Origin of the sequence: Bradyrhizobium sp. Bra78, assembly GCF_024519855.1 — a bacterium.
Taxonomy (GTDB): Bacteria; Pseudomonadota; Alphaproteobacteria; order Rhizobiales; family Xanthobacteraceae; genus Bradyrhizobium; species Bradyrhizobium japonicum_G.
The window spans coordinates 281381-304469 of record NZ_JALJRE010000008.1 but is presented as its reverse complement, the minus strand read 5'-3'; the positions used below and the strand labels follow the sequence as shown (position 1 = coordinate 304469).

The following is a 23089-nucleotide window of genomic DNA, read 5'->3' as shown; positions in this document are numbered from 1 at the left end:
CTGCGCTCAGGCGGCAAATTCGGGCGCGATCGGCGGGCTATCCGCGAGGACGCGGCTCTCGCGTGCCGGCTGTTCCTTGAGCCATTCCAGCACGGCTTCCAGCGGCTGCGGCCGATGATAGAGAAAACCCTGCCCGAGCATCACACCCATCTCGCGCATGGCCTCGGCCTGCTCGGCGCGCTCGATGCCTTCGGCCACCAGGGTGAGCCCCAGCGTGCCGGCGAGCGACGCGATGACGCCAACGATCGCCTTGTCTTCGGCGCTGTCAGGTATCTCGCTGATGAACGCCTTGTCGATCTTGACCTTGTCGAGCGGAAACCGCCTGAGATGGGCGAGCGAGCTGTAGCCCGTGCCGAAATCGTCGAGCGCGATGGTCGCCCCCAGGCGCCGCAGGCGGTGCAGCGTCTCGGACGCGCTGGCGATGTTGTTGATCAGAGATCCCTCGGTGATCTCGAGCTCCAGCAATGATGCCGCAACATCGAAGCGCGCGCAGGTCGCGCGCAGCTCGGCGGCAAGCGAATGGTCGGCGAGCTCGGACGGCGGCAGGTTGATCGCGATCCGCATCTGCGGCCTGCCGGCGGCGGCCAGCCGCTTCAGCGCGCGGCAGGCATCGGTCAGCACGTAGCGTGTCAGCTGCGCATTGTTGCCACTGCGCTCGATCAGCGGCAAGAATTCGCCGGGGCCGATCACGCCATGTTCCGGATGGCGCCAACGGATCAGCGCTTCCAGGCCGACGACGTCGTGGCTTACGAGATCGACCTGGCTCTGATACCAGACCTCGAACTGCCCCTCGGCGAAGCCCGTCGGGATGGCGAGTTCGAGATCCCGGCGGCGGCGATAGTCGCGCTGGAGCGTTTCGTCGAGCACGGCGACCGTGCCGGGCGCCTTGCTCTTGGCATGGTAGAGCGCGATGTCGGCGAGCGCCGGCAGGTGCGAAAGCTCGGGATCGCCGGCACGGCGCACGGCAAGGCCGATGCTGGCGCGCGGCACGACCTGCTTGTCGTGGAGCCGGATCGGCTCGGAAATCGCATCCAGCAATTGGCGCGCAAACCTCTGTGCGGTCGCTTCATTGCTGACCTCGGGACGGATGACGACGAATTCATCGCCGCCGAGCCGGGCCACCCAGTCTTGCGGCTCGACCGCATCACGAAGGCGTTCGGAGATATGCACCAGGAACTTGTCGCCGGCATCATGGCCGAAGGTGTCGTTGATGCCCTTGAAGTCGTCCAGATCGATGAAGCAGAACGCGATCAGGGAGTCCGGCGAGCCGGCATCGTTGCTCAGGGTCATCAGGTGCTCGGACAGGGAGCGGCGATTGGGCAGCCCCGTGAGCGGATCGTGCGCGGCCATGTGCCCGAGCCGGTCGAGCGCGCCCGACGTCGTGTGCTGCATGGCGTTGAAGGCATGTGCGAGCTGACCGAACTCGTTGGAGGATCTGACCTCCGCCGGATAGGCGCGGCCGTCCTGCTTGCTGCGCTGGATCGCCGACATCATCGCCGCCAGCGGCTTGCCGATGAAGATGTTGGCGGAGATCCGCATTGCGATCAGGGTCGCGAATGTTGCGAGCAGGCCGACGACCAGCAGCAGCGCCAGCCGGCTGCCCGTGTCCGAATAGAGCGTCGCGTACGAATAGGCGATCGCGATGCGGCCGGCCTGAACCGACATATTGCCGTTGCTGTAGTTGATCGGACGCGAGACCTCCGCGACCGCCTGCCCTGCCGGACGCGCCACCACGCGGGCAATCGCCGTACCGGTATCGTCGTAGACGGCCGCCGCGGCGATGGTCTCGTCGTGCATGATCTCGTTGAGCACGCCCGTGACCTGGTCGTAACGCATCTTCCAGAGCGGTTCGGCAATCAGTTCGGCCCGGCTCTCGGCGACGCGGGCGATGCGGGCGTCGAGCTGCCTGATCTGCGACCAGAAGCTCGAAGCTTCGACGCCGGCGGAGGCGAGCAATTGCACCAGCAGCAGCACGGGTACCGTGGCCCAGATCATCGCGCGGACGACCGAGCGCAAGCGCGGCCGCGCCGCCTGCTTGCCATCCCGATCGGTCATGTCGTCACGGTTTTGCATCAGTCAGCCGTGCCTTCCAGAGGCGTCAGCGACGAGATGAGCGCATCGATGGAGAAGTCGTACTGACCGCAGCGGCCTGCCCTTGCCCTGAAACGCGTGAAATCGATCCGGTCGAAGGCGCGCGTCTTGATCAGGTCGCCGACCGCCGCGAGGTTGTCGCGCGTGATCGCAGACGTCTTGACCTCGACGCGAGGCGATGTTGCCGCAAAATCGCAGCCGTCGGCATAATCGCGCAGCAGGACGATCGACCAGCCGCCGAGCAGGAAGTGCCCGCCATCGGTCAGCAGCAGACGGCCTGCCTTGATCTCGCGCAGCGCGTCCTCCGACCAGTTGAGGCCGACCAATTGGATGTCCCCGCCGGGCGTGAGGCCGGCAGCAGTGACCGCACGGAGCGCGCCGAGCGCCATCGGATCGTTTCCGGCCCAGATCCCGGCAGGCCGGATCTGCTTGCGCGCGGCCCAGCTCAGGTAATTCGTGGTGACCTGCTCGGCCTCCGACTGCGTCCAGTTGGCGAACAGCATCCGGTCCACCACCACGTCGGGTGCGGCCGCTACCGCAAGCTGGAGACCGGCATTGCGGGCGATCGAGGCCGGCGTGATCTCGTCCCCGCCGATGCCGAGAATGTGGATCTTGCCGTCCGGGCTCTGCCATTTCTCGGCGCGCGCCGCGCCGATCAGGGCATTGGCCATCCGCGCGCCCGCGGTCTGGAGATCAGTCGTGATGTCGCCGAGCCAGGTCCTGAGCTTTTGGCGCGGCGGTCCAAGACGCGCCGCGTCGTCACCGATCAGCGTGTTGGAGAGCAGCAGCGTCCTGACCCCGGCGGCCTCGGCCGCCTCCAGGATCGGGACGGCGGCGGATTCCTCGTTCGAGAGAATGAGAAAGTCGGGCTTGTCGCCACGTGCGACCACGCCGAGCCCGAGCTCCTGCATGGTGCGGTAATTGCGCTCGCTGTTCAGCACCTCGACATGCGCGTCGAGCTTGCGGCCGGCGGCCTGCATGGTCTGCGCGACCATGTCCCAATAAACTTCACCGGTCTTGCCCGGGTTCACGAAGACGATGTTGAGACGCTTGGCATCGGCCGCAACAGCGCCATCAGGCGGCACAAGAATGCCGCAGGCCATGCCCACAGCGAGCAATATCCGCAAGAGTCCCGTCATTCGCTTCGCCATCCCGTATTGGTTCCGAAACTGGACCCGCGTCCGCTAACATTTGGCAAAGTCCGGCCGGTTGCGGCGGCTTAGAGCTAACAAAGGGTGTATCGGGCGAGCTGAATTGCGATATTCGGGCTGCGGCCCGGCTCGCTCTCTCGGCCCGTCATTCCGTGCTATCAGCAAACCTGAAACCCTCGACTCGCTGTCCCCAAGGCTCGCGGTCCCCATGGCCAAGAACACGCTTTCCTTCGTCTGCCAGAACTGCGGCGCGGCCTATAACCGCTGGCAGGGCAAGTGCGAGTCCTGCGGCGAGTGGAATACGCTGGCCGAGGAGGACACGACCGGAAGCGTCCCGGTCTCGATCCGCTCCAAGCGCAAGGGACGGACATTCGCGCTGGAGAGCCTGTCGGGAAAAACCCAGGACGCTCCTCGCCTGTCCTCGGGCATGACCGAGCTCGACCGCGTCACCGGCGGCGGCTTCGTCCGCGGCTCCGTGCTGCTCGTCGGCGGCGATCCCGGCATCGGCAAGTCGACGCTGCTGACGCAGGCCACCAGCCTGCTCGCGCGCGCCGGGCATCGCGTCGTCTACATTTCCGGCGAAGAGGCGGTCGCGCAGGTTCGGCTGCGCGCCGAGCGGCTCGGGTTGTCGGATGCGCCGGTGCAGCTCGCAGCGGAGACGTCGGTCGAGGACATCGTCTCGACGCTGTCGGAAGGCGCGGTGCCCCGGCTGATCGTGATCGATTCGATCCAGACGATGTGGACCGACACGGTGGAATCGGCGCCCGGCACGGTGACGCAGGTGCGCGCCTCGGCGCAGGCGCTGATCCGTTTCGCCAAGAAGACGGGTGCTGCCATCATCCTGGTCGGCCATGTCACCAAGGACGGCCAGATCGCTGGCCCTCGCGTGGTCGAGCACATGGTCGATGCCGTGCTGTCGTTCGAGGGCGAAGGCTCGCAGCAATTCCGCATCCTGCGGGCCGTGAAGAATCGTTTCGGGCCGACCGACGAGATCGGCGTGTTCGAGATGACGGGCCTCGGGCTTCGAGAGGTCACCAACCCTTCGGAGCTGTTCCTGTCCGAGCGCGATCTCGGCACGCCCGGTACCGCAGTCTTCGCGGGCATCGAGGGCACAAGGCCCGTCCTGGTCGAATTGCAGGCGCTGGTGGCTCCCACCTCGCTCGGCACCCCGCGCCGGGCCGTGGTCGGCTGGGATCCGAGCCGGCTGTCGATGGTGCTGGCGGTGCTGGAGGCCCATTGCGGGGTCAAGCTGTCCGGCCACGACGTCTATCTGAACGTCGCGGGCGGCCTGCGCATCCACGAGCCGGCGGCTGACCTTGCCGCCGCGGCGGCGCTGGTGTCGTCCCTGGTTAACGCGCAGTTACCCAGCGATGCGGTCTATTTCGGCGAAATCTCGCTGTCCGGCGTGGTGCGCCCGGTGGCGCAGACCCCTGCCCGGCTCAAGGAAGCGGCAAAACTCGGCTTCCAGCGCGCCGTGCTGCCCGAATCGGCCCGGGGCGAAGCCGGCGGCGATGCCGGACTGTCGCTGAACGCGATCAACAGCCTGACGACATTGGTCGCCGAAATCGCCGCCCGCGGCTCCCGCCGGGGCGAGCAGAGCGCACCGGCAGAGAAAAATGCCACACCGGCAAGATTCCGCCGTGGAGAGGGTTAGGTGGAGGTGACGTCCCCCGCCCCCACAGCTATACAGCCGTCACAAAAGCAGCATGGGATTGCGTGGTTGCGGCCTTGCCGGGAACGTCGTCTGGCCCTCACTTAGGGCGGCGGCCAAGCACCGATTCGCTGAGCACCTTCGACGTACGAGCGGACCAGACCAGCCGATGCCTGTAACACTCCTCGACCTGATCCTGCTCGGTGTGATGCTGATTTCGGGCCTGCTCGCCATGGTCCGCGGCTTCATGCGCGAAATCCTGTCGATCGCGGCCTGGGGCACGGCGGCAATCGTAACCCTTTATTCGTTCTCGAAGCTGCTGCCGACTGCAAAGACCTATTTCAACAACGATACCGTCGCGAGCGTCGTCGTCGTCGCCGGCGTGTTCGTTGGCACCCTGGTCGTGGTCTCCGTGATCACGGTCCGGATCTCCGACATGATCCTCGATTCGCGCATCGGCGCGCTCGACCGCACCCTCGGCTTCCTGTTCGGGCTGGCTCGCGGGCTTTTGATCGTCGTGGTCGCCTTTCTGTTCTTCACCTGGCTGGTGCCGGACAAGCAGCGCCCGGACTGGGTCACCGGGGCGAAATCCCGCGTGGTGCTGCAGGGAACCGGCGATTGGCTGATGGCCCTCTTGCCTGACGACCCCGAGAACACCATCTTGAAGAGATTCAAGAAAAACAAACCAGATGATGATCAAGCTGATACCGAGCAGCAGCCTTCGGGCAGTGGCGACGGATACAGCAAACCGGCTCGTGACAGCCTGAAAAAGCTGATCGAGAAACCTGCAGCGCGTTGATTTAGGCCCAAAGAGAGGCGTGGACGAGATGCGACACCCTGACCAGGACGCCCAACGTGACCACGGCCCGGCCGCGCTAGAGCTGCAGGATGATCTGGAAGGGGATACGCTGCGCGAAGAGTGCGGCGTATTCGGCATCTACGGCCACCCCGACGCCGCCGCCATCACGGCGCTTGGCCTCCATGCCCTTCAGCATCGCGGTCAGGAAGCCGCCGGCATCGTCTCCTATGACGGCAGCCGCTTTCATTCCGAACGCCGCCTCGGCCTCGTCGGCGACACCTTCTCCCGCCGCGAGGTGATCGACCGCCTGCCCGGCAACATGGCGGTCGGCCATGTCCGCTACTCCACCACCGGCGCCACCATCCTGCGCAACGTGCAGCCGCTGTTCGCCGAGCTGAATGCTGGCGGCCTTGCAGTCGCCCACAACGGGAACCTCACCAACGGCCTGACGCTGCGCCGCGAGCTGGTGAGGAACGGCGCGATGATGCAGTCGACCACCGACACCGAGGTGATCCTGCATCTGGTCGCGCGCTCCAGGCGCAGCCGCTTCATCGAGCGCTATATCGACGCGCTGCGCGAGATCGAGGGCGCCTATGCGCTGGTCTCGCTGACCAACAAGAAGCTGGTCGGCGCGCGCGATCCGCGCGGCATCCGCCCCCTGGTGCTCGGCGAGCTCGACGGCTGCCCGATCCTGACCTCGGAGACCTGCGCGCTCGACATCATCGGCGCGCGCTTCATCCGCGACATCGAGGCCGGCGAAGTCATCGTGTTCGACGAGAACGGCCAGGACATCCACAAGCCATTCCCGCCGATCGCGCCGCGGCCCTGCATCTTCGAATACATCTACTTCTCCCGACCAGATTCCATCGTCCACGGCCGCTCGGTCTACGAGGTGCGCAAGGCCTTCGGCGCGCAGCTCGCCATCGAGAGCCATGTGCCGGTCGACGTCGTGGTCCCGGTGCCGGATTCCGGCGTGCCCGCCGCGGTCGGCTACAGCCAGCATTCCGGCGTGCCGTTCGAACTCGGCATCATCCGCAACCATTATGTCGGCCGCACCTTCATCCAGCCGACGCAGGCGATCCGCGAATCGGGCGTGCGCATGAAGCACTCGGCCAACCGCGCCGCGATCGAAGGCAAGCGCATCATCCTGATCGACGATTCGCTGGTGCGCGGCACGACCTCGAAGAAGATCGTGCGCATGATGCGCGATGCCGGCGCCAAGGAAGTGCATTTCCGCCTCGCCTCGCCTCCGATCCTCTATCCCGACTATTACGGCATCGACCTGCCCGATCGCGGCGGTCTTCTTGCAGCGACGCACTCGCTGGAGGAAATGCGCGAGATCATCGGCGCCGACTCGCTGGCCTTCCTGTCGATCGACGGCATGTACCGCGCCATGGGCGAGCCCGGCCGCGACCCCGCCAATCCGAAATTCTCGGATCACTGCTTCACCGGGGCGTATCCGACCCACCTCACCGACCAGACCCAGACCGAGCAGCAGCCGCGGCAATTGTCGCTGCTGGCGGAGGCGAGCTGACGCAAGGCCGCGACGATGCAGCTGACCATCGCCATTCTCTGCGGAGGGCTGTTGGTCGGCTTCATCGTCTTCGCTTACAGGCCGGGCATGAAGGTGACGCCCGATAGCTCGGGAAACGGACCCAATAGCAATAACATTCAGCAATAGCATTCAGTAGGGCGGCGGTAGCTGAAGCCCATGGCAAAATTCCGTCGTGGCCGGGCTTGTCCCGGCCATCCACGCCTGTAAAACCCCGCCATGACAAAGCCCCTCGCTGACCGCATCGCTCTCGTCACCGGCGCCTCGCGCGGCATCGGTTTTGCCACCGCCAAGGCCCTGGCAAAGTCCGGCGCGCATATCGTTGCGGTCGCGCGCACGCAGGGCGGGCTCGAGGAACTCGACGACGAGATCCGGAAGGACGGCGGCAGCACCACGCTGGTGCCGCTCAACCTCACCGATTCCGACGGCATCGCGCGGCTCGGCGCCGGCCTGCACGAGCGCTACGGCAAGCTCGACATCCTCGTCGGCAATGCCGGCGTGCTCGGCCCCTCCTCGCCGATCGGCCATATCGAGCTGAAGGCCTTCACCGACGTGATGGCGGTCAACGTTTCCGCGAACTTCCAGCTGATCCGCTGCATGGAGCCGCTGCTCAAGCAGTCCGACGCCGGCCGCGCCGTGTTCATCACCTCCGGCGCCGCCAACAAGGCGACGGCCTATGTCAGCCCGTACGCCGCCTCGAAGGCCGCGCTGGAAACGCTGGCCCGCGCCTGGGCGCAGGAGACCGCGAACACGAAGCTGCGCGTCAACCTGTTCAACCCGGGCCCGGTCCGCACCCGCATGCGCGCGACCCTGATGCCGGGCGAGGATCCGGCGACACTCGACACAGCCGAGCAGGTCGCCGAATTCATCGTGCCGATGTGCACCCCCGGCTGGACCGAGACCGGCAAGTTCTACGACTACAAGACGCGCAGCCTGATGAGCTTCCGCTCGCCGGCCTGATTGACTTGAAGGCCTCCCCGCGATTGACTGCCCGCGCTCAAGCGGCAGCAAGCCGCAAGCCAAAAAAGGGAGGTCGCCATGGCGCCGTGGCGGAATCGCGCAGGCTTTACGCGTGCGCTCGCAAATGTCTCTCACGCCTTCTCCATCCTGATCGCGGCCGTCGCGCTTGTGCTTCCGCAGGTGGCGACCGCCGGCGACGTGCCGACATTCGCGGTCGATGCCTCCTGGCCAAAACAGCTGCCGAACAACTGGATCCTCGGCCAGGTCGGCGGCATCACCGTCGACTGGCAGGGCCATATCTGGGTGATCCATCGCCCGCGCTCGCTCACTGACGACGAGAAAGGCGCGAGCCTCAACCCGCCGCGCTCGAAGTGCTGCGTGTCGGCGCCGCCCGTGCTCGAATTCGATGCCGACGGGAACCTGCTGCGCTCATGGGGCGGTCCGGGCCAAGGCTATGAATGGGTCGGCCGCGAGCACGGCATCGAGGTCGACGAACGCGGCTTCGTCTGGGTCGGCGGCAATGCCGACAATGACAACGCCATCCTGAAGTTCACGCTCGACGGCAAGTTCGTCGCCCAGATCGGCAAGATCGCGCCGAGCCTCGGCAGCAACGACACGACCCAGCTCGGCAAGCCCGCCGAAACCGCGATCGACAAGGACGCCAACGAAATCTACGTCGCCGACGGCTACGGCAACCGCCGCGTCATCGTGTTCGACGCAACCACGCTCGCCTACAAGCGGCACTGGGGCGCCTACGGCAACAAGCCCGATGACGCCAAGCAGGCGCCTTACGATCCCAAGGCCCCGGTTGCGCAGCAGTTCGGCAATCCGGTCCACTGCGTGAAGCTCGCCAATGACGGTCTCGTCTACGTCTGCGACCGCATCAACAACCGCATCCAGGTGTTCAGGAAGGACGGCACCTTCGTGAAGGAGTTCTTCTTCGAGAAGAACACGCTCGGCAACGGCGCGGTGTGGGACATCGCGATCTGGCCCGATCCGAAGCAGACCTGGCTGCTCAGCGCAGATGGCGAGAACAACGAGATCAGGGTCATCCGGCGCGACGACGGCAGCGTGGTCGGCAGCTTCGGCCACAACGGCCGCAATGCCGGGCAATTTCACTGGGTTCATGCCATGGCGATCGACGCCAAGGGTAACGTCTATACCGCCGAGGTCGACACCGGAAAGCGGATCCAGAAATTCAAACTCACATCCGACGCGCTCAAATAGCGTCTCAACGCATTTTGCCCAAAAGTTAACCGACGGATGACGCCAGGACGCAGCGTCATCCGGCTTTAGGCGCATTGCCGACGACCGTCGGACACGGTAGAGCCATCAGCCGGAACAGGGCTTCGCAAGAGAGCCGTCCGCATATTTGACAATGGAGGAATTCTTTCATGACGACGACGTTCTCACGCCGCTCCGCGGCCTTTCTGGCCTGCGCCGCTTTCGGTTTTGCCACATCCGCCTACGCCCAGGACAAGACCGTCACGATCGGCGTGCTCAACGACATGTCCAGTCTCTACGCCGACATCGGCGGCCCCGGCGCCGTGGCGGCCATCAACATGGCGGTGGAGGACTCCGGTCTCCGCGCCAAGGGCTGGAAGATCGAAGTCATCAGCGGCGACCACCAGAACAAGCCTGACGTCGGCGTCAACATCGCCCGGCAGTGGATCGACACCCAGAAGGTCGACGTGATCGCCGATACGCCGAATTCCGGCGTGGCGCTCGCCGTCAGCAACGTCGTCAAGGAGAAGAACGCGGTCCTGCTCAACAACGGCGGCGCCAGCGCCGACCTCACCGGCAAGGCCTGCAACGCCAACACCATCTCCTACACCTACGACACCTACATGCTCGCCAACGGCACCGGCAAGGCGCTGACCAAGGCCGGCGGCGACAGCTGGTTCTTCCTGACCGCCGACTACGCCTTCGGCGCCGCGCTCGAGCGTGACACCAGTGCGGTCGTCACAGCGAATGGCGGCAAGGTGCTCGGTGGCGTCAAGCATCCGCTCAACACGTCGGACTTCTCCTCCTTCCTGCTCCAGGCGCAGAACTCGAAGGCGAAGATCATCGGTCTTGCCAATGCCGGCGGCGACACCACCAACTCGATCAAGCAGGCGGCCGAGTTCGGCATCGTCGAGGGCGGCCAGAAGCTCGCCGCGCTGTTGCTGTTCATCAACGACGTCCACTCGCTCGGCCTGAAGACCGCGCACGGCCTCACCTTCACCGAATCCTTCTACTGGGACCTCAACGAGGGCACGCGCGCCTTCTCGAAGCGCTTCCAGGCCAAGGTCGCCAACAAGGCGATGCCCTCGATGACGCAGGCCGGCAATTACGCCTCCGTGCTGCATCTTCTGAAGGCGATGGACGCCCTCGGCGGCAATCCGCACGACGGTGCCAAGGTCGTCGCCAAGATGAAGGAGCTTCCGACCGACGATCCGCTGTTCGGCAAGGGCCCGCTGCGCGAGGACGGCCGCCGTATCATTCCTGCCTTTCTTTTCGAGGTGAAGAAGCCGGAAGAATCGAAGGGACCGTGGGACTATTACAAGCTGCTCGCGACCATTCCGGCGGAAGATGCGGCCAAGCCGCTCAAGGACAGCGAGTGCCCGCTGGTGAAGAAGTAAGGGCATAGCTGCCGTAGGGTGGGCAACGCGAAGCGTGCCCACCATTTCTTCAGGTCGTAGAGAGATGGTGGGCACGGCGCAAGAGCGCCTTTGCCCACCCTAAGCAACCGTCTTCGTGGTCGCCAGCGTTCGCATCGCAATCGCAACGCACGCCGCCATCAACAGCGCCGCGAGCAGGAACGGCGCGCCGGGCAGATGCCACGGCGCGCTGGTGCCGATGAAATACGAAAACGTCAGCGTGAACAGGAACGGGCCGACGAGCTGCGACACGCTCTGCACGCTCGCGGTGGCCCCCTGCAATTGACCCTGCTGATCGGGCGCGACCAGCCGCGTCATCAGCGACTGCATGGCGGCGCCCGAGATGCCCCACAGCGACATCACGGGAATGCCGATCCAGAACAGCGGTCCGGTCGGCGCCGCGCCGAAGATAACGAAGCCGATCGCGCCACAACACAGGCCGAGCACCAGCGCGTTCCGCTCCCCGAGCACGCGCACGATCGGGCCGATTGCGAGCCCCTGCACCACCATGGCGCAGATGCCGACCATGGCCAGCGTCAGGCCGACCGTCTTGGAATCCCAGCCATAGCGATAGGTCGCATAGAGCACGAAAGTCGACGGCAGCACGACATGCGCGACCTGGGCGATGAAATTGACGACCGACAACGCGGCCAGCGCCGCGTTGGAACGGAGCAGGTGCAGCGCTCCGATCGGATTGGCGCTCGCCCAGCGGAACGGCGCACGCTTCTCAAGCGCCAGCGATTCCGGCAGGACGAAGAGCCCGTACAGCGCATTGGCAAAGCTCAGGGCAGCCGAGGCCCAGAACGGCAGGCGCGGATCGATATCGCCGAGCAGGCCGCCGAGCGCCGGGCCCAGAATGAAGCCGGCGCCGAAGGCAGCTCCAATCCTGCCGAAGACTGCCGCACGCCGTTCCGGCGGCGTGATATCGGCGATATAGGCAAAGGCGGTCGAGATGCTGGCCGAGGTGATGCCGGAGATCACGCGGCCGATGAACAGCCACGCGAGTGAAGGCGCCAGCGCCATCAACACATAGTCGGCGGCGAGCCCGAAATTCGACAGCAGCACCACCGGCCGCCGTCCGAAGCGATCCGACAGGGCGCCAAGCACCGGCGAGAACACAAATTGCATCAGCGCCCAGGCGGTGCCGAACAGGCCGAAGATACGGGCCGCGTGCGCGGTGTCGTTGTCGACGAAGCTCTCGATCAGCTTCGGCAGGATCGGCATGATCACGCCGAGCGCGAGCATGTCGAGCAGGATGGTCACGAAGATGAAAGCGACCGCGCCGCGCCGGACCGGCGCTGCGCTTTGCGCCATCGCCTCGCCGGCATCGCCGCTCACGACGGCCGCTTGCGCTTGTGGGCGAACGGATTGGCCTTCTCGCGCAAGGTGATGCGCACCGGCGTGCCCGGCAGCTCGAAGGCCTCACGCAGCGAATTGGTGAGATAGCGCAAATATGACTGCGGCACCGCGTCCGCGCGCGAGCAGAACAGCACGAAGCTCGGCGGACGCGCCTTCGTCTGGGTGATGTAGTTGAGCTTGAGCCGCCGACCGGACACCGCCGGCGGAGGATTGGCCTGGACCGCCTCCTCGAACCAGCGGTTCAAGGCCGCGGTCGATACGCGCCTGTTCCAGAGCGCGTAGGCGTCCTGGATCGCCTGCATCAGGCGATCGATGCCCTCGCCCATCAAGCCGGAGATGGCGATGATCGGCACGCCCTTGACCTGCGGCAGCAGATGGTCGGCATCACGACGAAGGCCGGAGATGGCGCCGCCCCCCTTGCTCTCCATCAGATCCCATTTGTTGACGGCGAGCACCATCGCGCGGCCTTCGCGCTCGATCAGGTCGGCGATGCGCAAATCCTGCTCCTCGAAGCGGTTCTGCGCATCCATCGTCATCACGACGACTTCGGCAAAGCGCACCGCGCGGAGCGCATCGGCGACCGAGAGCTTTTCCAGCTTCTCCTCGATGCGCGAGCGCCGGCGCAGGCCCGCGGTATCGAACACGCGAAACTCGCGGCCCTTCCAGTTGATCTCGACCGCGATGGAATCGCGCGTGGTGCCGGCCTCCGGGCTTGTCAGCAGGCGCTCCTCGCCGAGCAGATGGTTGATCAGTGTCGACTTGCCGGCATTGGGCCGCCCGACGATGGCGACCCGGATCGGGCGCGTCGCGGCCTCTTCCTCCGAGAGCGGCGCGTCGTCCTCGTCGTCTTCCTCTTCGTCGACGGGCTCCGGCATCAGCTTGGCTAGCGTATCGTAAAGCTCGCCCATGCCCTCGCCGTGCTCCGCCGAGATCTGGATGGGATCGCCGAGGCCGAGCGCGAAGGCCTCCATCGCACCGGCATCGCCGTGCTTGCCCTCGCTCTTGTTGGCGACCAGCAGCACCGGCTTGTTGGCCTTGCGGGCGAAATCGGCGAAGGCGCGATCCGTCGGCGTGAGGCCGATGCGGGCATCGATCACGAAGAACAGCGCGTCGGCCTGTGCGATCGCGGCCTCCGTCTGCTCCTGCATGCGCGCGGTCAGCGAGCCCTTGGCGCCCTCGTCGAGGCCGGCGGTATCGATGATCGTGAATTCCAGATCGCCGAGCCTCGCCTCGCCCTCGCGACGGTCGCGGGTGACGCCCGGCAGGTCATCGACGAGCGCGAGCTTCTGTCCAACCAGGCGGTTGAACAGCGTCGATTTGCCGACATTGGGCCGGCCGATGATGGCGATTGTGAAGGACATTGGTCATTCGTGCGCTGCCGGGGCCGCGCCTGTCAATGAAATGAAACGATTAAAGCGCGATGAGGCTGGAATGCATCCTCACCGCGCTTTAGGTTGTTGTTTAAGCATGATCTTTTCGGAAAACGCTTCGCACTTTTCCGGATCATGCTTCAGCGCGAGAAGCTGCCGCTCGGCAGCGGCGCCGGGAAGGCGCCCTGCGATTGCTGCTGGGTGGTCTGGCTCGGTTGCGCCTGCTGGACGGGCTGATCGGGCGGCGGCGCGGTGGTGCGCTTGCGCACGATCTTCTGCTTGGGCGGCGGAGCGGCCGCGGGCGGCGCGGCCTCCGGCTGAGCCTCGCCATCGACTTCGCCAGCCGGCGCTTCGGCCGGTGCGACTGCGGCGGCGGCCGGCTGCCTGGTCTTTTTCGCCTTGGCACCCTTCGCCGGCTTGGCCGGCTCGGGCGCAGGCTCCGCGGGCAAGGCCGCAACGGCGGGCACGTTCGGATCGGACTGTTGCTGCGCGCCCTTGTACAAATCCTTCGGGACGCCCTGCTCGAGCCCCGGTACGCCCTCCGGAAACACCGGCTTGCGGTCGCCGGGCAGCTTCTTCTTGGTATCGAGGAAATCGAGCATGTCGGTCGGATCGAAGCTCGAGCAACCGCCCAGGACGCCCGTGAAGGCGATCAGGACGGCGGCTGCGATCAAGCGGGGCGTGCGGCGCATATCGATTTATCTCGTCTCAGCTCTCGGGGCCGTCGGCGCGTGGTCAGCTTTTGGCGACGGGCGGCAGCAGGGCTTGCAGCGCCTCGGCGCGTGAGCGCAAGCCCGGCGGCGTTTCGCCGTCCTCGGCGATCGCGTCGAGCCATTTGCGGGCCGCAGTCATGTCGTTGTTGCGCCACGCCGACAGCGCCAGCATCTCGCGGGCGCTGTGACGGAAGGTCGATTTGGGTGCGGCGGAAGCTTCCAGCCGCTGCTGCATGTCGGCATAGCCGGCGCTGTCGAGCAGGAGGCCGGCCGCTCGGATCTTCGCCAGATCCTGCCACTCGCCGCCCACGCCGCGGTCGGCGGCAATGTCGTCATACAGCTTGGCGGCCGCCTTGGGATCGCGGGCCGCCGCCTCGGCCGCCGCACGCAGTCGCGCCAGGGTGCGATAGCCCGACGGAGCCTTGGTGGCGAGCTCGGTGAAGGCCGCCTCGGCCTCCGCGTGCTTGTCCTGCTCGGACAGCTCGACAGCCTTCTCGAACGCCGCGCCGGCCTCGGCGGCCTTCTTGGCCTCCAGATACTGGTAGCCGCGCCAACCGCCGACGGCGGCCACGATCAGCACCATCAGCGCGATGAAATAGATCGAATACTTGTCCCACAGCTTCTTGAGCTGTTCGCGACGTACTTCCTCGTCGACTTCGTCAAATAATTCAGACACTTAAGATAACCCCATACCCGGTCAGGAATGCGCGCCAGATCGTCCGCGTCAAAAACCCGTCCCCGCGTCGCGGCGGCGATACCCTATCGATATGGCGGTGGCAAGGCAAAGCGAGCCCGATCAAGGCGTTAACCACCCGGGAACGCCCAGGAATGCCCGCCGGCCCGGCTCAGGCTCCTAGGAGTTCCCGCAACTGCCGCTTCAGCACCTTGCCATTGGCATTGCGCGGCAGCGGCTCGGCCGTGATCACCATGGTTTCAGGGACCTTGTAGTCCGACAGCCGCTCGGCGCACCAGGCGCGCAGGACCTCGCCCGCCACGGGCGCGCGCGTCACCACCACGGCGTGGACGCGCTCGCCGAGAACGGGGCATGATTTGGCGATGATAGCGCTCTCCACCACCGCGGGGTGGCCGGCCAGCACGGATTCGACCTCGGCCGAATAGATCTTCAGGCCGCCGCGATTGATCATGTCCTTCTGCCGGTCGAAGACGCGGACAAACCCCTCCCCATCGACCGAGCCGAGATCGCCGGAATGCCAGAATCCGCTGGTGAAGCTCTCTGACGTCGCCGTCGCATTGTTCCAGTAGCCCTTGATGACGGATGCGCTCTGGATCCAGAGCTCGCCGATCTCGCCATGCGGCAGCTCGCGCCCGTCCGCCCCCATCGCCACGATACGCGCACCCGGACACGGCAGGCCGACGCTGTCGATATGGCTTGCCGTCAACTCGCCCGGCATGATCGTCGACGGCGACGTCGTCTCGGTCGCGCCGTAGCAGTTCATCAGCTGCAGGCCGGGAATTGTCGCCTTGAGCTTCTCGATGGTTGCGACCGGCATCGGCGCGCCGCCGAAGCCGCCGATGCGCCAGCTCGACAGATCGTAGCCGTCGAAATCGGGCTGGAGCAGGCAGAGATTGTACATCGCCGGCACCATTACCGTGTAGGTGACGCGCTCGCGGGCGGCGAGCTTGAGATAATCGGCGGCCTTGAACTCCGGCATGATGATCAGCGCGCCGCCGCAGCGAATCATCGTCGTGATGTTGGCGACGACGCCGGTGACATGGCCGAGCGGCACAGCCGCGATCGAGCGGTCCGCCGCCGTCAATTGCAGGCAGGACACGAAGACCATCGAGGAGTGCACGATGTTGCAATGAGCCAGCATCGCGCCCTTCGGCTTGCCCGTCGTGCCCGAGGTGTAGAGGATCATCGCGGTTTCTTCCTCGCCGACATCGACCGGCGCCGGCGCCGGCGCGTTGTCTGCGAGCATCGCGAAACGCGACCGCTGCGGGTCGGCATCGATCGCGATGTGGTGAATCACGTCTGGAATGTCGCGCGCATCAGGCAAACGCTCGGCCAGCCCCGCTTCATGGATCAGGATCTTGGCGCCGCAGTCGCTCAGAACATAGGCGATTTCCGGCTTCTGCTGGCGCGTGCCGAGCAGCACCGTGACCAGCCCCTCATGCGCGGCGGCAAACAGCAGCAGCGGAAATTCGATCCGGTTGCCGAGCAGGATCGCGACGCGATCGCCACGCCGCAGGCCTAGCTTGCGAAAGCCTGCCGCGATCCGCGCGGCCTGCTCCGCAGCCTGCCGCCAGCTCAGGCGGACATCCCCGCAGATCAAGGCTTCGCCGTCGGCATTGCCGGCGCACGCGTCGGCAATCATCGCCCACAAGCTCGCCGGCCGGTCGCTAAAGGCGGGCACCACCCGATCGCCAAAGCGCGCCTCGAGCCGCATCGGCGGGATCTGAGATTGCGACCAGTTCATCGGAACGCCTTAAAGCTTGTTGCTCTTGTTACCTTCCGCGCACGGGCATCAGGGTTCCATCTTGTGCTGACCGGCTAGACCCCCACTACGGGAACGCCGATCACGACCGGATGGAATGCAAAGGCGAGCGCCAGATAAGCGACGATTCCGACCGCAACCGCGATCAGATCGTTGCTGACGCCGCCCACCGGGATCGGCGGCCCGCCGCCATCGGTGCGATGCTTCAGCGTAATGCGATCATACACTGCCCAGGCCAGGAACGAGCCGAACAGGATGATGGAGCCGAGATCGCCATTGGCCAAAAGATGCGCCGCAGCCCACAGCTTGATACCGGCCAGCATCGGATGCTTCAGCGTCGCGTAGATGCGGCCACGCAGATAGGACGCGACCACCAGGATGACCGCGGGCAGCATCAGCGCGAGCGTGATGTGCTTCAGCGCCTTCGGCGGGTACCAGACGTCGATCCAGCCGGTCGCACGGTAATGCGCAAAACCCCAGATGATCAACGCGAGCCCCGCGAGCGAGGCGAGCGAATAGACGATCTTGTAGGTACCCTCGCCCAGCCTCGCGATCGCCTCCGCGCGCGCGTCTCGTTTCGTCGTGAAAATATGGGCTGCGAAAAACAGCGCCAGCCCCAGGATCATCACCAGCAAACCCACGACGTCCCTCTTTCGCAAAGCCGCACGTCTTCAGGTAGCATCTTCGCCCCGAGAAGCGCAATGCATCACGCGGAGCGCCGCCATCCCGGCAAGAGGACGGCCCTAGTCCTGCTCGGCCACCTTTCCGCTGCGCGCATCGATCCAGCCTCGTCCAAACGAGATGCTCAGCTTCACCAGAGGCGCGGCAACGGTCGAGAAAATGAGCTTGATCAGATACTGACCGACGATTGTCGGCAGGACAACGCCGGTACCATAGAACGCGACCGACACGAAGATGGCGGTGTCCAACAGCTGGGCCAACATCAGGCTGAGCCAGGCAGACAGCACCACGGACTTCCTGCCGAATGTCGTCTCGCGCAACAGGAGAAAGAACGACAGGTCGAAGTGCTGACTGATCATGTAAGCCAGCCAGCCGCCGATCCAGATGCGAACGGAAGAGCTAACGACCGCCTCGAAATCCTGCTGGTGGTGCCAGCCTGCCGCCGCCGGCAGATACGCGGCAAACTCGAAATAGGCGGCCGACAGGGCCATGCTAAGCAGGCCGAGATTGATGACCCGCCTGGAATACTCCTTGCCGAACAATTCGGCGATCGTATCGAGAATGATGAACGTCAGAAGATAGCTGAAGACCGTCGCACTGGCGTCCAGGCCGAAAGGCAACGCGAACAGTTTCGAGCCTGCGATCGTGCTTGTGACCAACAGCGCCGAATGGAGCGTGAGCAGAAATAGGAAATAGCTGATCCTGGCGTCCATCGGTTCACGCGGCCCCCGGGGCATCCTGCATTGAATGGGTCGAAGCTACGGGTCAAATTCGCCCAAGACAACTTCTTGTTGAATTCGGCCCCCGACGGAATATGATCGAAACATTGCAGATGGATTGGACGGTTAGTTATGACCGGCAAAATCAGTTTTGACGCCAGAATATTGGATTTCCTTCGCGCTTCCCACGGCCGTTCGCAGGAAGCGATCATTGTCGAATTTTTGCAAACCGCGATCGCGATCAGCCCGGCGGCCGATGCGGGATCGGTCCTGATCGACCACCCCAAGATGAACAGGCTGGTGCTCTTCAACGAGGGCGACTTCCTGTTCGACAAGCAACTGCTGGATCCTCAAGCACGGGCCAGCTTTCCGGCCACGCTGGGTTACTTCGGAACCATCGCCGGAAATTGCTTCCGCACGGGTACGCCGACGGTCTTTTCGCGCGCTCTCGGCGGGGAATTCTCCGGCGACAGTCCCATCCAGAACATGGTCTGCTTTCCAATCAAATTAGGACAGGGCCGCAGCCCATTTGGCGTCGCCTGCTTTCATAACAACGTTACGGGCAAGGTGTTCTCTCCCGACGATCTGCGCGTCCTGGAGGCCTACACCGATATTCTGGCGTTGGCTTTGCACACGCCGCACCCGGAGCTTCAGCTCGAGCGCAACGTCTTCATCGTGCACGGACGGGACGACACTAGCCGAAAGGCGCTGGAGTCGATCTTGCGGCAGAACAAGGTCACCCCCAAGGTGCTGTTGCGGGAAGACAAGAACGCAACGACGATCTTGTCGGGCCTGGAAGAGTTGATCCGAACATGCAGGGCAGGCTTCATCCTCGCCACGCCCGACGACGAAGGACGCTTGGCCAGAGCCAACGAGCCTTACGGGGCACGCGCACGTGAGAATGTCATCTTCGAGATGGGGTTGCTGTTCGCCAAATTCCGCGCCTTCGAGCGCGTCGCCATCCTGCTGAAGAAACCGCTGAGACTGCCATCGGATCTCAACGGGGTCACTTATGAGGAATTCAATAGGATCGAAGACCTCGAGGCCACCATCGTGCTCAAATTGGACAAATGGAAGCTGCTGAACTGAGTACGGCGGCTCGCGAACGAGAGACGGCCGATCAACTGCGGCTGTACGCGAGGCGTTAGACCTCCCATAGAGGCCAACGCCGCCGGGCTGGTCTCGTTGGCAAATCAGTTGGCGAGATTGCGGTTGTCGACGTAGCGGATCGCGATTGGCCGTCCGGCCAGAGCGCCCCCGAGATTGCTGGTGAATTTCAGCGGCAGGCAGGCGTTCAGCGACGCGTTGATGGCATTCAGATAGGTCGTGCGGATACCCGCGGGGACGCCCGCAGTCGCAAAGGTCAGCCGCGGCGGGCCGATCAGGCGGCCCGCCTTGTTGAAGCTGAAACGCACGGCCATCTGCATGCCCGCGCGCGCATTGTCCGATGGCGGCGACCAGCAGGTGCGCAGCTCGGCGAAGAGATCGCCGATCGTATCGAGGTCGTGATCGGGCTTGCGGTATTTGGCGCGGTCGGAGTCCTGCGGCACACTTTCGATCGTGAGCTGGAGGTTCTGCCCGTAGGGATAGTCGATCTCGGGAATGCAGGGGCCGGGTTCGAGCGGACTGCAATAGGACGGCGTGCAGGGACGATTGTCGAGCACACTGCACGGCTCGTGCGCAAACGGGATCGGGTTGATCTGGCGACGCTGCGCATCGGCCGCAACCGTCGATATTGCCAGCAGGAGAAAAACGAGGATGCCGCGCCACATGGCTGAAACGTGGCATCGCCCAAGAGGGCGTCAAGCCCGCTTTCGTTCACATGCTCGCGTTCGGCCGCGGGACGGGGGCGCCCTACCCCCTCTTCTTGACGTCCTTGACGTTGGTGAACTCGATGCCCTCGGCGCGTTCCCTGGTGTAGCCCAGATAGAACTCGTTCCGCGCCAGATACACGGGGTCGCCGTCGACATCGTCGGCGATGCTGGAGGTGTTGGCGGCGATGAAGGTATCGAGCTTCTTGCGGTCATCCGATGAGACCCAGCGCGCAAGCTGGAACTCGCTGACCTCGAATTCGACGGGCAGTGAATATTCCGCCTCCAGCCGCGCCTTCAGCACGTCGAGCTGGAGCGCACCGACCACGCCGACCAGCGCGGGCGCGCCGTCGCGCGGGCGAAACACCTGCACCACGCCCTCTTCCGACATCTGCTGAAGCGCTTCCTTCAGCTTCTTCGCCTTCATCGCGTCGGTGAGACGCACGCGGCGGACGATTTCCGGCGCAAAGCTCGGCACGCCGACGAAGTTGAAATCCTCGCCCTCGGTCAAGGTGTCGCCGATGCGCAGCGTGCCGTGGTTGGGAATGCCGACGACGTCGCCGGCATAGGCCTCGTCCGCGACCGAGCGGTCCTGCGCGAAGAAGAATTGCGGGCTCGACAACGGCATGCTCTTGCCGGTGCGCACCAGCTTGGCCTTCATGCCCCGGCTGAGCTTGCCGGAGCAGAGGCGCGCAAACGCGATGCGGTCGCGATGGTTCGGATCCATATTGGCCTGGATCTTGAACACGAAAGCACTCATGCGCGGATCGGTCGCCTCGACCCTGCGCTGGTCGCTGTCCTGCGCGCGCGGCTCGGGCGCGAACTTGCCGAGGCCTTCCAGCAGGTCGCCGACGCCGAAATTGCGCAGCGCGCTGCCGAAATAAACCGGCGTCAGATGGCCCTCGCGAAACGCGGCGAGCTCGAACGGTTTTGATGCCTCGGTCACGAGCTCGAGCTCGTCCTTCACCGCGGAGACGTCGAGATTGGCGTTGAGCTTGCCAAGCTCGGCGATCTCGATCTGCTGCGCCGCGCCGGTCTTGGCGCCACCGCCTTCGAGCAGGCGCACGCCGCCATTGGCGACGTCATAGGTGCCGAGGAAGTCGCGGCCGCGGCCGACCGGCCAGGTCATCGGCGTGGTGTCGAGCGCCAGCGTCTTCTCGATCTCATCGAGCAGCTCGAACACGTCACGGCTCTCGCGGTCCATCTTGTTGATGAAGGTGATGATCGGAATGTCGCGCAGGCGGCAGACCTCGAACAGCTTCCGGGTGCGTGCCTCGATGCCCTTGGCGGCGTCGATCACCATCACGGCGGAATCGACCGCCGTCAGCGTGCGGTAGGTATCTTCCGAAAAGTCCTCGTGGCCCGGCGTGTCCAGCAGGTTGAACACCAGGCCTTCGAATTCGAAGGTCATGACCGAGGTCACGACCGAGATGCCGCGCTCGCGCTCGATCTTCATCCAGTCCGAACGCGTGTTGCGCCGCTCGCCCTTGGCCTTGACCTGGCCGGCGAGATTGATGGCGCCGCCGAACAGCAGCAGCTTCTCGGTCAGCGTGGTCTTGCCGGCGTCCGGATGCGAGATGATCGCAAAGGTGCGCCGCCGCGACACTTCAGCGGCAAGCGGGGAACGGGCCGTCGATTCGGCAGGTGTGGCGATGTCGGACATTGCGGGAGCGTTTGACAGGGAAAATCGGCCCGATCAAGCCTCATGTGGTGATTGCAGAGCCTTCCGGCCAGCCCCATATCGACCTGGGGAAGGACGACCTTTCCCCTCTTTCAGCACATCAGCCGCGGGGACGACCCTGCCTTGATATGGAGGGTCGTCATGGCCTGGAGCATCCTGTTCGTCGCTGGCCTTCTGGAGGTGGGCTGGGCGATCGGGCTCAAATACACCGAGGGCTTTACCAGGCTGATCCCTTCCGTCCTGACCCTCGCCGCGATGGCCGGGAGCATCCTGCTGCTTGGGTTGGCCCTCAAATCACTGCCGATTGGAACCGCCTACGCGGTGTGGACCGGGATCGGTGCGGTGGGCACGGCGACGCTCGGGATCATCCTGTTCGGCGAGCCGGCCACCGCGTTTCGCCTGGCCAGCATCGGACTGATCGTCGCCGGCATTGTCGGGCTGAAACTCGTTACTTGAGGAAAATCTTGACCGCCCACCAGGTCAGCGCAGCGACAATGGCCGAGGCCGGCATGGTGATCACCCAGGCGTAGACGATCGAGCTGGCGACGTTCCAGCGCACCGCCGAGAGACGGCGGGCGGCGCCGACGCCGACGATGGCGCCGGTGATGGTGTGGGTGGTCGACACCGGAACCCCGAGGTAGGTCGCCATGAACAGGGTGGCGGCGCCGCCGGTCTCGGCGCAAAAACCCTGCATTGGCGTCAGCTTTGTAATTCGCAATCCCATGGTGCGGACGATGCGCCAGCCGCCCATCAGCGTGCCCATCGCCATCGCGGCCTGGCAGGACAGCACCACCCAGAACGGCACCGAGAATTCGCTGCCGAGATGGCCCTGCGAGTAGAGCAGCACGGCGATGATGCCCATGGTCTTCTGCGCGTCGTTGCCGCCATGGCCGAGCGAATAGAGCGAGGCGGAGGCGAATTGCAGGATGCGGAAAGCGCGGTCCACAGCGAAAGGGGTGGACCGGACCGAGGCCCAGGAGACGATCGCGACCAGCACCATCGCGAGCAGGAAGCCGACGAGTGGAGACAGCACGATGGCGATCACCGTTTTGGACAATCCGCTCCAGACCGCCGCGGAGATCCCCGCCTTGGCCACGCCACCGCCGAACAGGCCACCGATCAATGCATGCGACGACGAGGACGGGATGCCGAGCCCCCAGGTCACGAGGTTCCAGACGATGGCGCCGACGAGGGCCGCGAAGATCACCTGGGCATCGACGATCGCGGGATCGATGATGCCGGTGCCGATGGTTTGGGCAACGTGCAGACCGAACACCATGAAGGCGACGAAATTGAAGAACGCGGCCCAGAACACCGCGAATTGCGGCCGCAGCACGCGGGTCGAGACGATGGTCGCGATCGAATTGGCGGCGTCGTGCAGGCCGTTCAGGAAATCGAACAGCAGCGCGACGGCGATCAGTCCGACCAGGAGGGGAAGACCCAACGCAGCATCCAC

Annotated in this window: 21 protein-coding genes; 9 read left to right on the top strand and 12 right to left on the bottom strand. The window is 65.0% G+C overall.

Features of this window, described 5'->3' with window-relative positions; translation table 11 throughout:
* Positions 1 to 6: 6 nt before the first annotated feature.
* Entirely contained in the window at positions 7 to 2073 is a 2067-nt protein-coding gene (locus OC450_RS20055) for a putative bifunctional diguanylate cyclase/phosphodiesterase (protein ID WP_211385405.1), read from the bottom strand.
* Positions 2073 to 3230 carry an ABC transporter substrate-binding protein gene (locus tag OC450_RS20050; RefSeq protein WP_249129304.1) on the bottom strand — a complete coding sequence of 386 codons (1158 nt, stop codon included), beginning with the start codon at positions 3228 to 3230 and terminating at the stop codon, positions 2073 to 2075. The genes OC450_RS20055 and OC450_RS20050 overlap by 1 nt, the downstream gene beginning before the upstream one ends.
* A 220-nt stretch (positions 3231 to 3450) precedes the next feature.
* Between OC450_RS20050 and radA the strand changes: the two genes are divergently transcribed.
* From radA to OC450_RS20015, 7 genes are all read left to right on the top strand, one after another.
* Positions 3451 to 4896, top strand: a complete 1446-nt coding sequence (gene radA, locus OC450_RS20045) for a DNA repair protein RadA (RefSeq protein WP_211385403.1) — start codon at positions 3451 to 3453, stop codon at positions 4894 to 4896.
* Between the two features lie 166 nt (positions 4897 to 5062).
* Positions 5063 to 5692 (top strand): CvpA family protein, encoded by a 630-nt coding sequence (locus OC450_RS20040; protein WP_211385797.1) that lies wholly within the window; start codon positions 5063 to 5065, stop codon positions 5690 to 5692.
* 28 nt (positions 5693 to 5720) lie between these two features.
* Positions 5721 to 7226 carry an amidophosphoribosyltransferase gene (purF, locus tag OC450_RS20035; RefSeq protein WP_211385402.1) on the top strand — a complete coding sequence of 502 codons (1506 nt, stop codon included), beginning with the start codon at positions 5721 to 5723 and terminating at the stop codon, positions 7224 to 7226.
* 15 nt (positions 7227 to 7241) lie between these two features.
* Positions 7242 to 7373, top strand: coding sequence for a hypothetical protein (locus tag OC450_RS20030; RefSeq protein ID WP_262048513.1), 132 nt, complete (start codon positions 7242 to 7244; stop codon positions 7371 to 7373).
* Between the two features lie 90 nt (positions 7374 to 7463).
* The gene (locus tag OC450_RS20025) at positions 7464 to 8204 is read left to right on the top strand and encodes an SDR family NAD(P)-dependent oxidoreductase (RefSeq protein WP_211385401.1); all 741 of its coding nucleotides are present in this window, start codon (positions 7464 to 7466) and stop codon (positions 8202 to 8204) included.
* A 78-nt stretch (positions 8205 to 8282) separates the two neighbouring features.
* A complete protein-coding gene (locus tag OC450_RS20020; protein WP_256809340.1) occupies positions 8283 to 9431 on the top strand; it encodes a hypothetical protein in 1149 nt (382 codons plus the stop codon).
* Positions 9432 to 9598: 167 nt separating this feature from the next.
* The gene (locus OC450_RS20015) at positions 9599 to 10825 is read left to right on the top strand and encodes an ABC transporter substrate-binding protein (RefSeq protein ID WP_211385399.1); all 1227 of its coding nucleotides are present in this window, start codon (positions 9599 to 9601) and stop codon (positions 10823 to 10825) included.
* Positions 10826 to 10924: 99 nt separating this feature from the next.
* Here the strand turns inward: OC450_RS20015 and OC450_RS20010 are convergent, their stop codons facing one another.
* The 7 genes from OC450_RS20010 to OC450_RS19980 all read right to left on the bottom strand — a co-directional run bounded on the left by OC450_RS20010 (position 10925) and on the right by OC450_RS19980 (position 18135).
* Positions 10925 to 12181 carry a TCR/Tet family MFS transporter gene (locus tag OC450_RS20010; protein WP_211385398.1) on the bottom strand — a complete coding sequence of 419 codons (1257 nt, stop codon included), beginning with the start codon at positions 12179 to 12181 and terminating at the stop codon, positions 10925 to 10927.
* Positions 12178 to 13563, bottom strand: coding sequence for a ribosome biogenesis GTPase Der (gene der, locus OC450_RS20005; RefSeq protein ID WP_262048512.1), 1386 nt, complete (start codon positions 13561 to 13563; stop codon positions 12178 to 12180). The genes OC450_RS20010 and der overlap by 4 nt, the downstream gene beginning before the upstream one ends.
* Positions 13564 to 13712: 149 nt before the next feature.
* Complete coding sequence (locus OC450_RS20000) at positions 13713 to 14264, bottom strand: hypothetical protein (RefSeq protein WP_256809342.1); 552 nt, start codon at positions 14262 to 14264, stop codon at positions 13713 to 13715.
* 43 nt (positions 14265 to 14307) lie between these two features.
* Positions 14308 to 14961 (bottom strand): tetratricopeptide repeat protein, encoded by a 654-nt coding sequence (locus tag OC450_RS19995; RefSeq protein WP_211385395.1) that lies wholly within the window; start codon positions 14959 to 14961, stop codon positions 14308 to 14310.
* Between the two features lie 169 nt (positions 14962 to 15130).
* Complete coding sequence (locus tag OC450_RS19990; RefSeq protein ID WP_256809344.1) at positions 15131 to 16723, bottom strand: class I adenylate-forming enzyme family protein; 1593 nt, start codon at positions 16721 to 16723, stop codon at positions 15131 to 15133.
* Between the two features lie 74 nt (positions 16724 to 16797).
* Complete coding sequence (locus tag OC450_RS19985; protein ID WP_262048511.1) at positions 16798 to 17382, bottom strand: NnrU family protein; 585 nt, start codon at positions 17380 to 17382, stop codon at positions 16798 to 16800.
* 102 nt (positions 17383 to 17484) lie between these two features.
* Positions 17485 to 18135 carry a queuosine precursor transporter gene (locus OC450_RS19980; protein ID WP_256809345.1) on the bottom strand — a complete coding sequence of 217 codons (651 nt, stop codon included), beginning with the start codon at positions 18133 to 18135 and terminating at the stop codon, positions 17485 to 17487.
* A 138-nt stretch (positions 18136 to 18273) separates the two neighbouring features.
* On the opposite strand from OC450_RS19980, the gene OC450_RS19975 reads away from it, so the two are divergent.
* The gene (locus OC450_RS19975) at positions 18274 to 19230 is read left to right on the top strand and encodes a TIR domain-containing protein (protein WP_211387295.1); all 957 of its coding nucleotides are present in this window, start codon (positions 18274 to 18276) and stop codon (positions 19228 to 19230) included.
* A 104-nt stretch (positions 19231 to 19334) separates the two neighbouring features.
* Here the strand turns inward: OC450_RS19975 and OC450_RS19970 are convergent, their stop codons facing one another.
* Complete coding sequence (locus OC450_RS19970; RefSeq protein ID WP_211387296.1) at positions 19335 to 19913, bottom strand: hypothetical protein; 579 nt, start codon at positions 19911 to 19913, stop codon at positions 19335 to 19337.
* Between the two features lie 82 nt (positions 19914 to 19995).
* On the bottom strand, positions 19996 to 21615 hold the full coding sequence (locus tag OC450_RS19965) for a peptide chain release factor 3 (protein ID WP_262048510.1): 1620 nt from the start codon (positions 21613 to 21615) through the stop codon (positions 19996 to 19998).
* Positions 21616 to 21774: 159 nt separating this feature from the next.
* Between OC450_RS19965 and sugE the strand changes: the two genes are divergently transcribed.
* Entirely contained in the window at positions 21775 to 22089 is a 315-nt protein-coding gene (gene sugE / locus OC450_RS19960) for a quaternary ammonium compound efflux SMR transporter SugE (protein ID WP_211387298.1), read from the top strand.
* On the opposite strand, the gene OC450_RS19955 is transcribed toward sugE, so the two are convergent.
* Complete coding sequence (locus tag OC450_RS19955; protein ID WP_211387299.1) at positions 22082 to 23089, bottom strand: inorganic phosphate transporter; 1008 nt, start codon at positions 23087 to 23089, stop codon at positions 22082 to 22084. The genes sugE and OC450_RS19955 overlap by 8 nt on opposite strands.